The sequence below is a fragment of the Salinimicrobium xinjiangense DSM 19287 genome (assembly GCF_000423585.1).
Lineage (GTDB): Bacteria > Bacteroidota > Bacteroidia > Flavobacteriales > Flavobacteriaceae > Salinimicrobium > Salinimicrobium xinjiangense.
Genome location: NZ_AUIG01000008.1, coordinates 105,880 through 122,233, shown reverse-complemented (window position 1 = coordinate 122,233; position 16,354 = coordinate 105,880). Strand labels below are relative to the sequence as shown.

At 41.7% G+C, this 16,354-nt stretch carries 11 protein-coding genes; all 11 read left to right on the top strand.

Going from position 1 to position 16,354, the window contains the following annotated elements; translation table 11 throughout:
- Nucleotides 1-212: 212 nt before the first annotated feature.
- Nucleotides 213-860, top strand: coding sequence for a fructose-6-phosphate aldolase (gene fsa / locus G564_RS0104120; RefSeq protein WP_029036547.1), 648 nt, complete (start codon nt 213-215; stop codon nt 858-860).
- Between the two features lie 12 nt (nt 861-872).
- Nucleotides 873-1,715 (top strand): transketolase, encoded by an 843-nt coding sequence (locus G564_RS0104115; protein ID WP_037373487.1) that lies wholly within the window; start codon nt 873-875, stop codon nt 1,713-1,715.
- 106 nt (nt 1,716-1,821) lie between these two features.
- Nucleotides 1,822-2,775: a transketolase family protein gene (locus G564_RS0104110; protein ID WP_029036545.1), complete on the top strand. Its 954-nt coding sequence runs from the start codon at nt 1,822-1,824 to the stop codon at nt 2,773-2,775.
- A 179-nt stretch (nt 2,776-2,954) separates the two neighbouring features.
- A complete protein-coding gene (locus tag G564_RS0104100; protein WP_051205298.1) occupies nt 2,955-4,655 on the top strand; it encodes a glycoside hydrolase family 43 protein in 1,701 nt (566 codons plus the stop codon).
- A gap of 39 nt (nt 4,656-4,694) precedes the next feature.
- On the top strand, nt 4,695-5,876 hold the full coding sequence (locus G564_RS0104095; protein WP_037373452.1) for an aldose epimerase family protein: 1,182 nt from the start codon (nt 4,695-4,697) through the stop codon (nt 5,874-5,876).
- Between the two features lie 117 nt (nt 5,877-5,993).
- The gene (locus G564_RS0104090; RefSeq protein WP_029036542.1) at nt 5,994-6,842 is read left to right on the top strand and encodes an aldo/keto reductase; all 849 of its coding nucleotides are present in this window, start codon (nt 5,994-5,996) and stop codon (nt 6,840-6,842) included.
- Between the two features lie 7 nt (nt 6,843-6,849).
- The gene (locus G564_RS0104085; RefSeq protein ID WP_037373451.1) at nt 6,850-8,013 is read left to right on the top strand and encodes an endo-1,4-beta-xylanase; all 1,164 of its coding nucleotides are present in this window, start codon (nt 6,850-6,852) and stop codon (nt 8,011-8,013) included.
- Nucleotides 8,014-8,071: 58 nt separating this feature from the next.
- Nucleotides 8,072-9,439, top strand: coding sequence for a family 43 glycosylhydrolase (locus G564_RS0104080; RefSeq protein WP_051205297.1), 1,368 nt, complete (start codon nt 8,072-8,074; stop codon nt 9,437-9,439).
- A 181-nt stretch (nt 9,440-9,620) separates the two neighbouring features.
- Complete coding sequence (locus tag G564_RS0104075; RefSeq protein WP_029036539.1) at nt 9,621-10,589, top strand: glycoside hydrolase family 43 protein; 969 nt, start codon at nt 9,621-9,623, stop codon at nt 10,587-10,589.
- 937 nt (nt 10,590-11,526) lie between these two features.
- Nucleotides 11,527-14,694 carry a SusC/RagA family TonB-linked outer membrane protein gene (locus tag G564_RS0104065; protein ID WP_051205296.1) on the top strand — a complete coding sequence of 1,056 codons (3,168 nt, stop codon included), beginning with the start codon at nt 11,527-11,529 and terminating at the stop codon, nt 14,692-14,694.
- Between the two features lie 18 nt (nt 14,695-14,712).
- Nucleotides 14,713-16,335 carry a RagB/SusD family nutrient uptake outer membrane protein gene (locus G564_RS0104060; RefSeq protein WP_245583655.1) on the top strand — a complete coding sequence of 541 codons (1,623 nt, stop codon included), beginning with the start codon at nt 14,713-14,715 and terminating at the stop codon, nt 16,333-16,335.
- The last annotated feature ends 19 nt before the right edge of the window (nt 16,336-16,354 follow it).

Sequence of the window (16,354 nt, the reverse complement as noted above, 5' to 3'; positions counted from 1 at the left end):
ATTTCGTGTTTAAAAATGCCGGTAAAATGAATGTGGTATTTATCCCGCAGTTTTTAGTCTGGATTTGATTTTTTTTATTGCCCCATATCAAGTTAATTTTTCAATTATCAAACCTTTAAATACCGGATAAATGTCTTTTAACTTTCAGAAAAATTTCATATTATTGTCTTATAGTTAATATGACTATTAGAAATTTATTAAATTATTTTCTTATGAAATTTTTTATTGACACCGCCAACCTGGATGATATCAGAGAGGCACAGGAATTAGGTGTTCTTGATGGTGTAACCACTAACCCCTCCCTAATGGCAAAAGAAGGAATCAGGGGAAAAGATAATATCCTGAAGCATTACCTGAAGATCTGTGAAATAGTGGAGGGAGATGTCTCTGCGGAAGTAATTGCAACAGACTTTGATGAAATAGTAAAAGAAGGCGAAGAACTGGCAGAGCTGCATCCACAGATCGTGGTAAAGGTACCAATGATACGGGAAGGGATAAAAGCAATCAAATATTTTTCAGATCAGGGGATAAGGACAAACTGTACGCTCGTCTTTTCTGCAGGCCAGGCCCTGCTCGCAGCTAAGGCAGGAGCTACTTATGTTTCACCTTTTCTGGGAAGACTGGATGATATTTCTACAGACGGGCTGCAGTTGATAGCAGAGATCCGCCAGATCTATGATAACTACGAATTCGAGACTCAAATTCTTGCTGCCTCGATAAGGCACACCATGCACGTGGTGAATTGTGCGAAAATTGGAGCAGATGTAATGACAGGTCCTTTGTCTTCCATTGATGGCCTTTTAAAGCATCCGTTGACCGATAGCGGGTTGGAAAAATTCTTACAGGATGCTAAATCTTAAATTAAAATGATTATGGAAATTAAGAAACTTGAAGCCTTTGCGTCACAGGTGCGAAGGGATATTTTACGGCAGGTGCACAAGGTGAATTCCGGTCATCCAGGAGGTTCCCTTGGTTGTACAGAATTTTTTACCGTACTCTATCAGGAAGTGATGGTTCGTAAAGAAGGATTTGACATGGACGGGATTGGAGAAGATTTATTCTTTCTTTCCAATGGTCATATCTCTCCGGTTTTTTATAGCGTGCTCGCTCGCAGCGGGTATTTTCCTGTAGAGGAATTAAGCACATTCAGACTAATTAATTCCAGGCTGCAGGGGCATCCAACTACTCACGAAGGATTACCGGGAGTTAGAGTAGCTTCGGGCTCACTTGGCCAGGGAATGTCCGTAGCTCTTGGGGCTGCGCAGGCTAAAAAGCTGAATAAGGATCCTCAAATAGTATATACTTTACATGGGGATGGAGAGTTGCAGGAAGGACAGAACTGGGAGGCCATTATGTATGCTGCCGGTAAAAAGGTGGATAATCTCATATCTACAGTAGACAGAAACCATCAGCAGATCGATGGGTCTACAGATGATGTATTGCCTATGGGAAATCTGGTAGAGAAATTCAAAGCCTTTGGGTGGGATGTCCTGGAAATCGAAAACGGGAATGACCTGAAGCAGGTAATCGACGGTCTAAAAGAGGCAAAGAGCCGTACAGGTAAAGGAAAACCGGTTTGCATCATCATGAACACAGAAATGGGTCATGGTGTAGACTTTATGATGGGAAGTCACAAGTGGCACGGAGTGGCTCCAAATGACGAACAACTGGAAAAGGCTCTGGCGCAGAACCCTGAGACTTTGGGGGACTTTTAGGCCCACCCAGCCTCCCCGAAGGGAGGAGCTTGAACTTCAATAATGAAGAATTTTAACATTTAAACACGCCCCATCTCCCCTCCGCTGGAGGGACCGGGGGAGGCTTATGAAGAAATATACAGATACAGGAAAAAAAGATACGCGCTCCGGATTTGGAGCCGGACTTACAGAACTGGGGAGAAAAAATCCTAATGTCGTTGCACTTTGTGCAGATCTGGTAGGTTCGCTGAAAATGCAGGATTTCATAGATGAAAATCCTGAAAGGTTTTTCCAGGTAGGAATTGCCGAAGCTAATATGATCGGGATTGCTGCCGGGCTTACCATTGGAGGGAAAATCCCCTTCGCAGGTACATTTGCCAATTTTGCGACGGGCAGGGTCTATGACCAGATAAGGCAAAGTGTTGCCTATTCAGATAAGAACGTGAAGATTTGTGCATCTCATTCCGGAGTCACTCTCGGTGAAGACGGTGCGACTCACCAAATCCTCGAGGACATCGGGCTTATGAAGATGCTACCGGGGATGACAGTCATTAACACCTGTGATTACAATCAGACCAAAGCAGCAACGCTTGCCATTGCAGAGCATGAGGGGCCGGTCTATTTAAGATTTGGCCGCCCAAAAGTGGCAAATTTTACCCCTGAAGAACAGAAGTTTGAAATAGGTAAGGCAGTTCATTTGCTGAAAGGAAGTGATGTGACAATTATCGCCACCGGACACCTCGTTTGGGAAGCAATTCAGGCGGCAGAGAAACTTGAAGAACAGGGGATTTCCTGTGATGTGATCAACATCCATACTATTAAACCCCTGGACGAAGAAGCAATTCTAAAATCTGTAAAGAAAACAGGTTGTGTGGTGACAGCAGAGGAGCACAATTACCTGGGAGGTCTTGGCGAAAGCGTCGCACGCGTCCTGGTGAAGAATCATCCTGCTCCACAGGAATTCGTGGCTACACAAGATACCTTTGGGGAAAGCGGAACTCCCGGGCAGCTTATGGAAAAGTATGGTTTGAATGCTGAAGCTATTATAAAAGCTTCGGAAAAGGTGCTCGGCAGGAAATAAAACCGAAACTCTAATGATCTGTGTTTCTACTGAAGAAAAAAGGAAGCCAAAAAATTCCCTTTTTGAGAGGTATGTCTTCCGGAAATTTTTTCAGCAGAAAATATGATTCTAACAATAAAATGTTCAGAGGAGAAGCAGCTGATGTGCTTCCGGAATGACTAATAAAACATCTCAATAATATGAATTTCACACCACAATTTCGACACTGCTTTTTAATAGTGCTGTTGGCACTGATCGGATTTAATTTTTCCGCCGGTGCCCAGGAGACCTTTAAAAATCCCATTCTGGCAGGCTGGTATCCCGATCCCGCAATAACAGATGACGGCAACGGGAATTTTTATATGGTGCATTCCACTTTTGCTTTCTATCCCGGCATCCCGGTGTTTCACAGCACAGATCTGGTCAACTGGAAGCAGATAGGGAATGTGATTGACCGCCCCGATCAAATTGATCTGCATGGTTTTGGAACCTCCCGGGCCATTTTTGCACCCGACATTAGCTATGACAATGGAATTTTCTATGTGACCTGTACAGTGGTAGACGGGAAAGGTAATTTCGTAGTCACGGCTAAAGATCCTGCAGGACCATGGAGCGATCCTGTCTGGTTGCCGGAGGTAATTGGAATTGATCCCGGGCTGTTTTTTGACGAAGAGAAATCCTACATCGTGTATAACAGTGATCCTCCGAATAACAAGCCTTTATACGATGGCCACCGTACTATAAGAATGATGGAATTCCACAAGGAAAACCTGAAGACGATGGGAGAGGATCGTATTTTGGTCAATGGCGGAGTGGATATAAGTACTAAGCCTGTTTGGGCAGAAGGACCCAGGATCTACAAACTTAACGGTTATTACTACCTCATGACTGCAGAAGGAGGAACCGCGGTGAACCATTCAGAAATGATCTACAGGAACAGAGATATAGACGATGAATTTATTCCTTATAAAGACAACCCAATTTTAACGCAAAGGCACCTGGATCCCGATCGTGAAAATCCTATTACTTCCGCAGGACATGCAGATATTGTTCAGCATCCAAACGGGGACTGGTACGGAGTTTTTCTGGCAGTACGTCCTTATGAAGGTGACTATTACAACACTGGAAGAGAAACTTTCTTAACCCCTGTAAAATGGGAAAACGACTGGCCCATCTTTGACCTGGGAGGAGAGGAGATAAAATATGAATATCCGCTTCCGGAAGGAGTGAGCATTAATGAAGATCTTTTTCCTCTGAATGGGAATTTTGAGTTCACCAAGCAGTTTGAAGAGGAAGAACTTGACCTGCACTGGCTATTCCTGCGGAATCCGAAGGAGAATTGGTATGATCTGAAAGAGAGTCCGGGACACCTGGTGATGAAGACCAGGCCCGAAACTGTTTCCGGAACTTCGAATCCGAGCTTTATTGCACATAGGCAGCAGCATTTAACGGGCGAGGCATCAGTTTCAATGGAATTTGACACCAAAAAACCAAATGAAAAAGCCGGATTGATCGCTTTTCAGAATGAATCTCATTTTTACTTTATAGCTAAATCCTATGAAGGAAACTCTCCTGTGGTGCAGCTGTTCAAAGGATCTGAGAATGGAGCTGAATTGTTGGCCAGTGAAAAGCTTTCTGCTTCAGATAAGACAATAGAGTTTATGGTGGAATTTGACGAGGATACTTACAGGTTTTACTTCAAAACAGATTCAGATTGGATCAACCTCGGCGGCGAACTCGAAGGAAAATATTTGAGCACCAGGGTCGCAGGTGGCTTCGTAGGAACCAATCTTGGAATGTACACAACTTCTCAGGGAGAAGCTTCTGACAATAAGGCTGCTTTCGACTGGTTTGAATATTCAGGCAATGATGAAGTATACAAGAACCGCAAAGGTGATTAACATCTTGTAGTTCAACTTTGAGAATTGAAAAGTTTCAGCATGAGAAGAGCAAATGGAAGTGTCATAAAATTTGGGATTATATTTTTTGCCCTGGTTTTCGTCCAGTGTAAAAATAGTCATGAAGAAACCCCGGAAGACAAAGCTTCAGCTCAAAAAGAACAATTAGCAATGAAAAGAACAATATTTGGAGCAACTCCTGAAGGAGAGCAGGTGGAAAAGTTTATCCTGAAAAATGAACAGGGGATGGAGGTAAAGATCATCACCTACGGGGGGCGTATTACTTCTCTTAAAGTGCCCGATAAAGCAGGAAATTTTGAAGATGTGGTTTTGGGATTTGATAATCTGGAGCAATATGTTGAGGAAAACCCCTTTTTTGGGGCAATAATCGGTCGTTATGGGAATAGAATTGCAGAAGGTAAATTCTCTCTGGACGGACAGGAATATACGCTCGCCCGGAACAATGGAGAAAATCATTTACACGGTGGGGACAAAGGATTTGACAAGGTGGTTTGGACTGTAGAGGATACTTCAAAAGAGAACAGGCTGGTCCTGTCCTATGTCAGTGAACATATGGAAGAAGGTTATCCCGGCCGACTTGAGACGCTCGTCACCTATACCCTGAATGACGATAATTCTTTGGATGTGGAATATGAAGCGACCACAGACAGGAAGACAGTGGTCAACCTTACTCAACATTCCTACTTTAATTTATCGGGAGATTTTTCCAACACCATCCTGGATCATAAGGTTCAGATAAATGCAGATGAATTTGTGCCTGTTAATGATAGCCTAATTCCAACAGGGGAGCTGCAATCTGTTGCAGGTACTCCTTTTGATTTCAGGCAGTCCAAATCATTAGGAAAAGAAATTAATGCTGCTCACGAACAACTGTTAATCGCCAATGGCTATGACCATACCTGGGTGATAAATGAGCAGGACAGCGGGATGCGTTTCGCCGCTTCGGCAGTTCACCCGGCATCGGGAAGACAACTGGAAGTATTCACCACTGAACCCGGAATGCAACTCTATACAGGAAATTTCCTCGATGGAACACTTCCCCTGCAGTATGGCAACGGAAATTATGAAAAGAGAACAGGTTTCTGCTTTGAAACACAGCATTACCCGGATTCTCCGAATCAGAAAAACTTTCCTTCGGTAGTACTGGAGTCAGGAGAGAAATATTCCAGTAAAACAAGTTTTAAATTTTCAGTGATGAAGTGATGAAGTGATGATGTGATGAAGTGATGAAGTGATGATGTGATGATGTGATGAAGTGACTGAGTGATGGAGTGATGAAGTAACGAAGTGAAGGAGTGATGGAGTTGGTAAAAAAAGATTATGAAGATTACAGATATTAACGGAACTACAAAACTTAACAATGGCGTCGACATGCCTGTTTTGGGGCTGGGGGTTTATAAAGCCAAAGAAGGTCGCGAAGTGGTTGATTCCATCCAGCATGCTCTTGAGGCCGGTTACCGGCATATCGATACAGCTTCCTTTTATGAGAATGAAAGAGGCGTTGGAGAAGCGATAAGAACTTCGGGCGTTCCACGGGAAGAGATTTTTATTACTACAAAAGTGTGGAATGATGATCAGGGGTATGAACAGACTCTAGCTGCTTTTGATAACTCTCTGAAGGAGTTAAATATGAATTATGTAGATCTTTACCTGATCCACTGGCCGGTGCCGGGAAAGTATCTCGAAACCTGGAAAGCTCTTGAGAAATTATACAAAGAGGGAAGGGTTAAAGCTATAGGAGTATCGAACTTTCTACAACACCATTTAATTGATGTTGTGGAGAATTCAGATGTAGTACCTGCGGTCGTTCAGAATGAGTTTCATCCAAGGCTGGTCCAGCAGCCATTGCTTGACTTTTGCAAGAAAAATAATATTCAGTATGAATCCTGGTCTCCGTTGATGAGGGGCGGAGTTTTCAAAATTGATACATTGAAAGACCTGGCAGAGAAATATAAAAAGTCCGTCGCACAATTGATTATTCGATGGAACCTTCAGAAAGGAGTGGTAACCATTCCCAAAAGTGTTCACCGGGAGCGGATTTTTGAAAATGCAGATGTTTTTGATTTTAAGATTTCCGAAGAAGATATGTGCAAAATAAATGCCCTGGACCGGGAAGAGCGAACAGGAGCACATCCCGATGATTTCATGGATCATTTTGAAAATAATTAGGTTGATTATGAAGTTAATGAATTATAAAAAGCTCCTACTTTCCGCTTTCTGCCTTTGCTTCAATTTAGTATTGGCGCATGGTTGCGCGGCAAAAGAAAGAGACACTGTTAAACAGGTTACTGATGTTCATTTGAAGGATGCCTATAAAGATAAATTTCTTATTGGGACAGCTTTGAATAGGTGGCAGCTTGCCGGGAAGGAACCTGAAGCAATAGAAATTGTAAAGCAGCACTTCAACGCAATTGTTGCTGAAAATGTCATGAAGAGCTCCAGAATTCAGCCGCGGGAAGGGGAGTTCAATTTTGCCCTGGCAGATCGATTCGTGGAGTTTGGGGAACAGCACGATATGCATGTTCATGGGCATACCTTAATCTGGCATTCGCAGGCCCCGGACTGGTTTTTTGTTGATGACGAAGGGAAAACAATTTCTCCTGAAGTCCTTAAGCAGCGAATGAAGGACCACATCTATACTGTGGTTGCACGCTACGAGGGACGGGTGCATTCATGGGATGTGGTGAACGAAGCTATTGAGGATGATGGTAGTTACCGACAGAGCAAATTCTTTGAAATCCTTGGGGAGGATTTTGTAAAACTGGCTTTTCAGTATGCTCATGAGGCAGATCCTGAAGCAGAGCTTTACTACAATGACTATTCAATGGCAAATCCGCGGAAACGTTTAGGAGTGGTCAAAATGGTGAAACAGCTTCAGCAGGAGGGAGTTCCGGTTCACGGGATAGGAATGCAGGGGCATATCGGGCTGAATTATCCCGAGATAAATGAATTTGAAAAAAGCATAGAAGCCTTTGGAGCTTTGGGCAAAGTTGTAATTTCTGAACTTGATCTGAGCGTTCTGCCGTCTCCCTGGGGTGATGCCGGCGCTGAAATCTCACAAAACTTCGAATATGAAGATAAAATGAACCCATTTCCAGATAGTTTGCCCGACGGTGTTCAGCAACAATTCACCACGAGATATGTTGATTTTTTCAAACTTTTCCTGAAACATCAGGATAAGATCTCCCGTGTAACGCTGTGGGGTGTAAATGACGGGAATTCATGGAAAAACAATTTTCCGGTAAAAGGGAGGACAGATTATCCACTGCTTTTTGACAGGCAGAATTATGCAAAACCAGTGGTGCAGGAGATAATTAAGTTGACAAAAAACAATCGCTAAAGGCTTATATATACTTTCAAAAAAAAGCAATTCGCAAAGCAATTTTCTAAAGATGATAATGACCAAAACTTTCATAAAGCAGAACAATTTGAACCTGCTTCTGTGTTTATTTGCTGCTTTTATGGCATTTCCGGCATGGGCACAAAATCCTTTGATCATGGATCAGTTTACTGCAGATCCTACGGCCAGAGTTTTTAATGGAAGGCTATATGTATTTCCCTCTCATGATATTGTCCCTCCGGAAGGAGAAGGGCGTGCCGAATGGTTTAATATGGCCGATTACCACGTGTTTTCTTCTGACAACTTAACAGACTGGACAGACCACGGAAAAATTCTGGATCAGAAAGACGTATCTTGGGCAGACCCTGAAGCCTACAGTATGTGGGCGCCAGATGCGGTATCCAAAAATGGAAAATACTACTTCTATTTCCCAACCAGAATCAAAGGCGCCGGAGCCGGGGAGAAGGGGTTTTCCATCGGGGTAGCAATCGCCGATAAACCTGACGGACCCTATACTCCGCAGCCAAACCATATTAAAGGGGTGGAAGGGATAGATCCCAACGTTTTTATAGATAAAGATGGGCAGGCTTATCTGTACTGGTCCCGAGGTGAAATCTATGGTGTGAAACTTAAGGATAATATGCTGGAGCTGGACTCAGAAATTAAGACTTTCGAGGAGATTCCTCAAAAAGGGCATATTGAAGGACCTTTTGTGTTTGAACGAAACGGAACTTATTATATGACCTATCCGCACGTGGCCAATAATACTGAAAGGCTGGAATATGGAACGTCGGATAATCCAATGGGCCCTTTCAGGCACAAAGGTGTTATTATGGATGAATCCGCTTCCGGTACCTGGACCAATCATCATTCAATAGTTAATTATAAGGATCAATGGTACCTGTTCTATCACGATAATGATCTTTCGCCAGATTTTGACAAGAACAGGTCCATTCGGGCTGATATCTTATTCTTTGAAGAGAATGGAGATATTAGAAAAGTTATTCCAACCAAACGAGGGATTGGAACTACTTCGGCCACTGCCAAAATTCAGATCGACCGCTATAGCTCCAAAAGCAACTATGGAGCTGCTTCAGTTTTTTTAGACAGACTTGATCCATTTAAGGGATGGAAGGTGGTTTTAAATAAACCCAATGCCTGGGTAAGATATAACCAGGTTGATCTGGGTATAGAAGGTCCTGGAAAAGTTAAAATAAGAGCGAGATCTCTGTCTGGAGGTGCTGTAGCTTTAAAACTGGCAGGACAGGATGATCGGGGATTTTCCGAAGTCACCATTCAAAAAGGCGGAGAATGGGATGTTTTCACGGCTCCGGTTAAAAATGGAGCAACAGCTGTTCAGGATCTTATAGTGCAACTAATAAGTGGTGACGGAGTTGAGGTGGATTGGGTTCAATTTGAAAAATAAATAGAAGTGCTGAAATTCACGTTAAAGGGAAAAATTTGTTCGGATTCAGGTCATGTCTGCCAATGTTTAGAATCCTCTTTGAGACGCAATCGGAGAAAACAAGGAGCAATTGAGCGAGCCTGACATGAAACGCTGTATGAGTAATGAATTTAAAGGATTATAAACAACAAATTATACAACGATGGATCTAAAAATTAAAATGCTGGCGTTGGTAGGAATTGGGTTAGCGCTTGCCCCCCAGCAGTCGGAAGCTCAAAATCCCATTATTAATGAGGTTTTTACTGCAGATCCTGCACCGCTTGTACATGATGATACCTTATACCTGTACACGAGTCACGATACAGCATCGGTTGCGTCAAACAATTACGAAATGAAAGACTGGTTGGTTTTTTCTACTATAGACATGAAAAACTGGATTAATCACGGTTCCAAACTGTCGCCTAAGGATTTTTCCTGGGCTATCGGTGATGCCTATGCCGCCGAGGTTGAAGAAAGGGATGGGAAATTCTATTTTTATGTCTCGACCTTTCATAAAGACGACGACAGGAGTGATGGTGGTGCAGCAATAGGGGTAGCAGTAGCTGACAGTCCTTTAGGACCGTTTAAGGATGCAAGGGGAGAGGCCTTAATTTATAATGAGATGACCACAGATAATCCCCACGGGTGGGATGATATAGATCCTTCAGTGTTTGTAGATGATGATGGACAGGCATATATGTATTGGGGCAATGGAAGTCTTAAAATGGTCAAATTAAAAGATAATATGGTCGAGTTAGATGGTCCTATTCGGTATTTCAATCCAAAGAACTTTATTGAGGGACCATGGGTATACAAAAGGAATGACCTGTATTATTTAATATATGCCAGCCAGGGAGAAGAGCGTGAAAGAATAGAATATGCGACCTCAAACAGTCCCGAAGGCCCCTGGGAGTATCAGGGAATACTCGCAGACAGCGCTCCTAACAGTTTTACAATACATCCAGGGATTATTGAATATAAAGGAAAGGATTATTTCTTTTACCATAATGGAGTTTTACCTACCGGAGGCAGCTATCGTCGTTCTATTGCTGTAGATTATATGCATTACAATGAAGATGGTACTATTCAAAAGGTAGAGCTAACGGAAGAAGGGGTGGAAGCTGTGGAATAGATCTCATTAATTGGAAAGAAATCGGAACGGAATTAAAAAGAGAAATCTTTTGTGAGTCCTGCCGAGACAACTCATGGTTCCTGGTGGCGGCACAACCTTAATTTCTTTGCACCGCTGCTGTTCAGGTAAGGGTCATCAATTGAAATTCTTTGCCTGACCTTTAATTGCAGAGAGTTTTCAATTCTTATCAATTAGTTATGTGCAAATCCCAGTGGTTATTCAGGTTATTCGGAAAATATTGCACTTTCAGCAGCAGATCAAATTCAGCAGAATAATAACTGTGGAAAGTTCCATTTTCAGCGTGCAATCGATTGACTAGATGCAGTTTTTTTCTTAAAAGAATTTTAAACCTTTACATATTAACCGCCGGCGCGCTATAAAATAGATAGTGAGCTTTTAATTCAACTATTGAGAGGCTACAGAAGAGTGGCTAACCATTTCATTGCTTCTAATTTTCTCATTTGAAAGGCTGAAAAAAAACTTAATTCAGATTATGGTCTTCTACACTGAGGTCTTTTCTTCCCTTGAGTCAATTCCAACCATTCTTCAATAACTCTTATTTATCTTTTAGAGGGACTATGCTGTTAATCAACATCTGAAATCAATGAAGCTTAAGTAAAATAAGTGGAGATGGATCTTAATGAACAGGCTTTTTCTCCTGATTTGTGTTAAAAAGAGATAGCACTTTAAAGACATACTCAGACAACATCTTTTTATGGACCACAATAGCGGTATTTAGTAGGAAATGCTTCAAAATTTATAGAAAGTTGCAACAAAAATGTTAGTCATTTTCTTGATCTAAAAATATATTTGTTTAGACTTTTTAACTTACCTTTAGGAAATCAATCGATTTCGTAAAATCAGTAAAAAGGATTGCAATTTTTCCAAATTACCAACTAACTTTTTTTTACAATTTATTATTAAATAAAACTTGACAATGACAAATCTTTTAATCAGCGAATTACGCTCTAAGATTCGAAGTGTTTCCATCTTTCTTCTTTTGAGCCTAATTAGTTTTACTGCCTTCGCGCAGACCACAACAGTTACAGGAACCGTCACTGATGAAAGTGGTCCGTTACCAGGAGTGACTGTACTATTAAAGGGAACTACTAATGGAGTGATTACAGATTTTGACGGTAATTACATTATAACCGACGTTCCAGCAAATGGGGTACTGGTTTATAGTTACGTTGGTTTTGTTACAGAAGAAATTCCTGTTAATAATCAGTCGGAAATCAATGTTACCTTAATACCAGACGTTTCAACCTTAGATGAAGTTGTGGTAGTTGGGTATGGTACAATGAAACGAAGTGATGTCACGGGTGCAATGGTCTCCGTTTCCAGCGAGGCTCTGGAGGAGTCAATTCCCACAACGGTCGATCAAGTTCTGCAGGGACGTGCTGCAGGGGTGCAAATACAGCAAAACAGTGGAGCTCCCGGAGGAAGTTCTTCTATTCGTATACGAGGGATAAGCTCCATCACCGGATCTAACGAACCAATTTTTGTTATAGATGGAGTTATAGTGGATAGTAATACAGGGCAAGGTGGTCAAAATGCCTTTGCCTCTATTAACCCATCTGATATTGCTTCAATTGATATCTTAAAAGATGCTTCTGCCACGGCTATTTATGGTTCTAGAGCGGCAAACGGGGTTATTCTTATTACCACCAAAAGAGGACAGGCTGGAGAGATGAGAGTTAACTTTGACAGCTATACCGGATTTCAGGAATTGCCTAATAAACTGGATATGCTAAATCTTCAGGAGTATGCTATACACAAAAATACAAGAGCAGATCTGGGTATTGTTCAGCAGGATCCATTCTTTATACGCCCCGACCTACTGGGAGATGGGACCGATTGGCAGGAGGAAATGTTTGACAGAGCCATGATGCAAAGCTATAACCTTTCAGTTTCGGGAGGAAATGAGAGAAACAGCTATTCCATGAGTGTTGGTTATTTAGACCAGGAAGGGATCGCGTTGGGGTCCTCTTTTGATCGATTGAACCTAAGAGGTTTGTTTGATACGCAGGTTAAAGAATACCTCAAAACAGGAATTAACTTTGCTTTCAGTAACATAAATCAGAACACAACATTCTCTGATCAGGCCCTGATCCTCACCGCCTTAAAGCAGACGCCTAATGTCGCCGTACGAAATGCTGAAGGTTCTTTTGATGGTCCTATCACAGATGAATTTGTACAAAACAATCCGGTAGGTTTAGCTAGTATCAGGGAGAATCGCAACGAAAACGCAAATATCAGAGCGAATACTTACGCGGAACTGGAAATCATTAAAGGTCTTAAATTAAGATCTGAGTATTCCATTGATTATGGAATGTCAAATGGTTACACTTTTAATCCTTCCTATACATTCGGAGCAATTGTAAATGATGTCAGGGAAGGTAGCAGGTCCAAAAACTTCAGTAAGTACTATAACTTTCGTAATGTTCTTACCTATGATCGCACTTTTGGAATTCACAGTGTAAATGCCATTTTTGGACAGGAATATCAGGAGTCTTTCTGGGAAAGTCTGTATGGTTACCGCACAGGTTACCTAACAAATGGTGCAACAGATTTAAATGCGGGTGATGCTACTACTGCGAGGAATTCTAACGCCAGCTTTAAAAGTTCGCTTAATTCCTATTTTACAAGAGCTTTTTACTCATTTGATGACAGATATTTACTAACTGCCACTTTGAGATACGATGGCTCTTCGAAATTTGCGGAAGAAAACAGATGGGGATGGTTTCCCTCTGCAGCGCTAGCCTGGAGAATTTCGAATGAAGAATTCCTCGCCGATAACAATACTATCAATAATTTGAAATTGCGCCTAGGATATGGTGCTGTTGGAAACCAGAGTGTTCCTAACTATGCATTTACCTCCATTTATGCTGCATATCCCACTCCCTTTGGAGCAGGGCTGTTGGCCGCTAATACTGCGAACCCGGATCTACAGTGGGAGACTACCTACTCAAGTAACCTTGGTTTAGACCTTAACATGTTTAATAATCGTTTAGAATTTATTGCAGATGTTTATTATAAGAAGACAGAAGATCTGTTACTCCTTGCACCATATCCCGATTATTCAGGAACATCTGGTGTAGGTGCAACCTCTGCTCCTTATGTGAATATTGGTTCTCTCGAAAACAAAGGAGTTGAATTTACACTAAACACCGTTAACGTGGATTCAGATGATTTCGCCTGGAGATCAAATCTTGTTTTTACACTAAACAGGAATGAAGTTCTGGCTTTAGCAACCGAAACAGGAATTTTGAACCGGACCCTTCAAGAGGGATCGGACATAACCATTGTTACCAGAACGGCAGTAGGTAAACCCATTGGTCAGTTTTATGGGTACAAGGTTATTGGCCGGTTTGAAGAAGCTACAGATTTCTACTATAGGAATGAGGCAGGTGAAATAGTGCCCACGGCTCTGCCGGAAGGAATGGAAATCGGAGAGAACGGTGTTTGGATTGGAGATTACAGGTTCAAGGATATGAACAACGATGGTGTAATCAATGAACAAGATCGTGATTACATAGGCAACCCTCATCCGGATTTTACTTTTGGAATTGGAAATTCTTTTAGATACAAAGGTTTTGATCTCAATGTTCAATTGTCTGGTGTTTACGGAAATGAAGTGGTAAACTATCAAAGGAGGTTCTTAGAAAATCCGAGGGAAAATACTAACTTACTAAGATCTGCTTTAGGATATGCCGAGTTAGCGTTAATTGATCCCAATGGACCGAATGACTATCGCAATGTGGAAATTATAGGTGGAGATCCTCGTATGCCGAGAATTGCTGCTTCTTCGGCGGCCTCCACTTCTAATTTCAGGTTTAGTGATAGATTTTTAGAAGATGGTTCTTATCTGCGAATTCAGAATATCTCCTTTGGATACAGATTCCCGACAGATTGGGTGGAGAGAATTGGTCTTGATAATTTTAAGATCTATACTAATTTACAGAATGTCCACACCTTTACGAACTACTCCGGTTTTGATCCTGAAATAGGAGCCATAAATCAGGATGCACTTCTTACAGGAATTGATAATGGGCGATATCCTTCGCCACGAATTTATACCGTTGGCTTAAACTTGAATTTTTAAAAAAATACTGTGATGAATATGAAAAAAATATTTCAAACACTTTTTGTAGGAAGCTTCTTCATTGGCTCTTACAGTTGTAGCCTGGATGTAGAACCAAACGATCAAATAGCGAAAGAAAATTTCTTCACCTCTGAACAAGATTTCCGGGCGGCTACAGCTCCGTTATATAATAGAGTTTGGCATTCCTTTAATGACAAGTTTTATTTTGGATTAGGAGATGGACGGTCGTATAATCTGTTTGCTCCTTATTCAGATTACATCTATCCTTTTAGCGACCTTACCGAAACCGGGTTAACAGGTCCTCTGGTGGAAGCCTGGAGATCCTTCTACGTGGTCATTCAGCAGTCAAATAATACTATTTCTGCCATTCAGGGAAGTAGCGTTGATGAAGAGATAAAGAACCGCTATATGGCAGAAGCACGCTTTATGAGAGGTGTTGCTTACTGGTACATAGCTTCTTTATGGGGTGATGCTATTATAACTACCAGTCAGGCGGAAATAATCAGTAATCCACTTGTGCCAAAAAGGCCAAGAAATGATGTCTTTGAATTTGCTCTAAGAGATCTCGAATATGCAGCAAAATATCTTCCCGAGCAGGCAGGGCAGGCCGGCCGTTTAACGAGGTATGCCGCCTATGGAATGTTGTCACGTGTGTACCTTTCATATTCCGGTCTCCATGATGGTCCCAACAGTGGTTCAAGAAATCAGGAACTTCTTGACCTGGCGAAAATGGCAGCGGCAAAAGCTATAAATGAAGGCCCTTATGCACTTATGAACAATTATGCTGACCTGTTTAAAATAGAGAATAATAACAATCAGGAATCAATGTTTGCACTTCAATGGGTGCCAAATGCAGAGTGGGGTGCTAATAATACCCATCAGGCATATTTTGCTTTGGGATCGGAAATTACCGGGGATGATGCCGCCTGGGGAGCCTGGACACGTGCTACTTATGATGTCCTGTTGGAATATGAAAGAAATGACAAGCGTCGCAAAGCTACATGGATGGCAGATGGAGATTTTTATCCGGAAATAAATAAAGCCAATGGTGGTTACCTTGTGGAACATGAAAACACCTATGTAAACGTGAAAAAAGGTGTTGTAGGTTCCAATAAAGACAATCCGGCTATTTCCAGGATGAATTCAGGGTTGAATACTTATATGTTAAGATTGGGAGAAGTTTACCTCAATTATGCTGAAGCAGTACTCGGCAATAATTCCTCAACAAGTGATGCTACAGCTTTGATGTACGTCAATGAACTTCGTGAAAGAGCAGGCCTGGAACCTAAATCCAGTCTTAACTTTGAAGATATTTTACACGAGAGGAGAGTTGAGTTGGCTTTAGAAGGGCAATTTTGGTATGACCTGGTAAGATGGTCGTATTATGAGCAACAGGAAGTGATTAACTACATAGATAACCAGGAAAGAGCTGTAATAATTCCCTTTACTTATAACGCTGCAACAAATACAGTAACTATAGATGAAACTGTTGACGCGGGTACACGAGCTGTTGCAGATCCAGATCCAAGTATTTTCTTCTTACCATATCCAGAATCTGAGGTAGTACAAAATCCTTTACTTCGAGAAGCTCCTGTACCCTATGAATTCACTGAAGAGAGAATAACTGATGAACTGTTCTAATGTAAATCTGATATCAAAA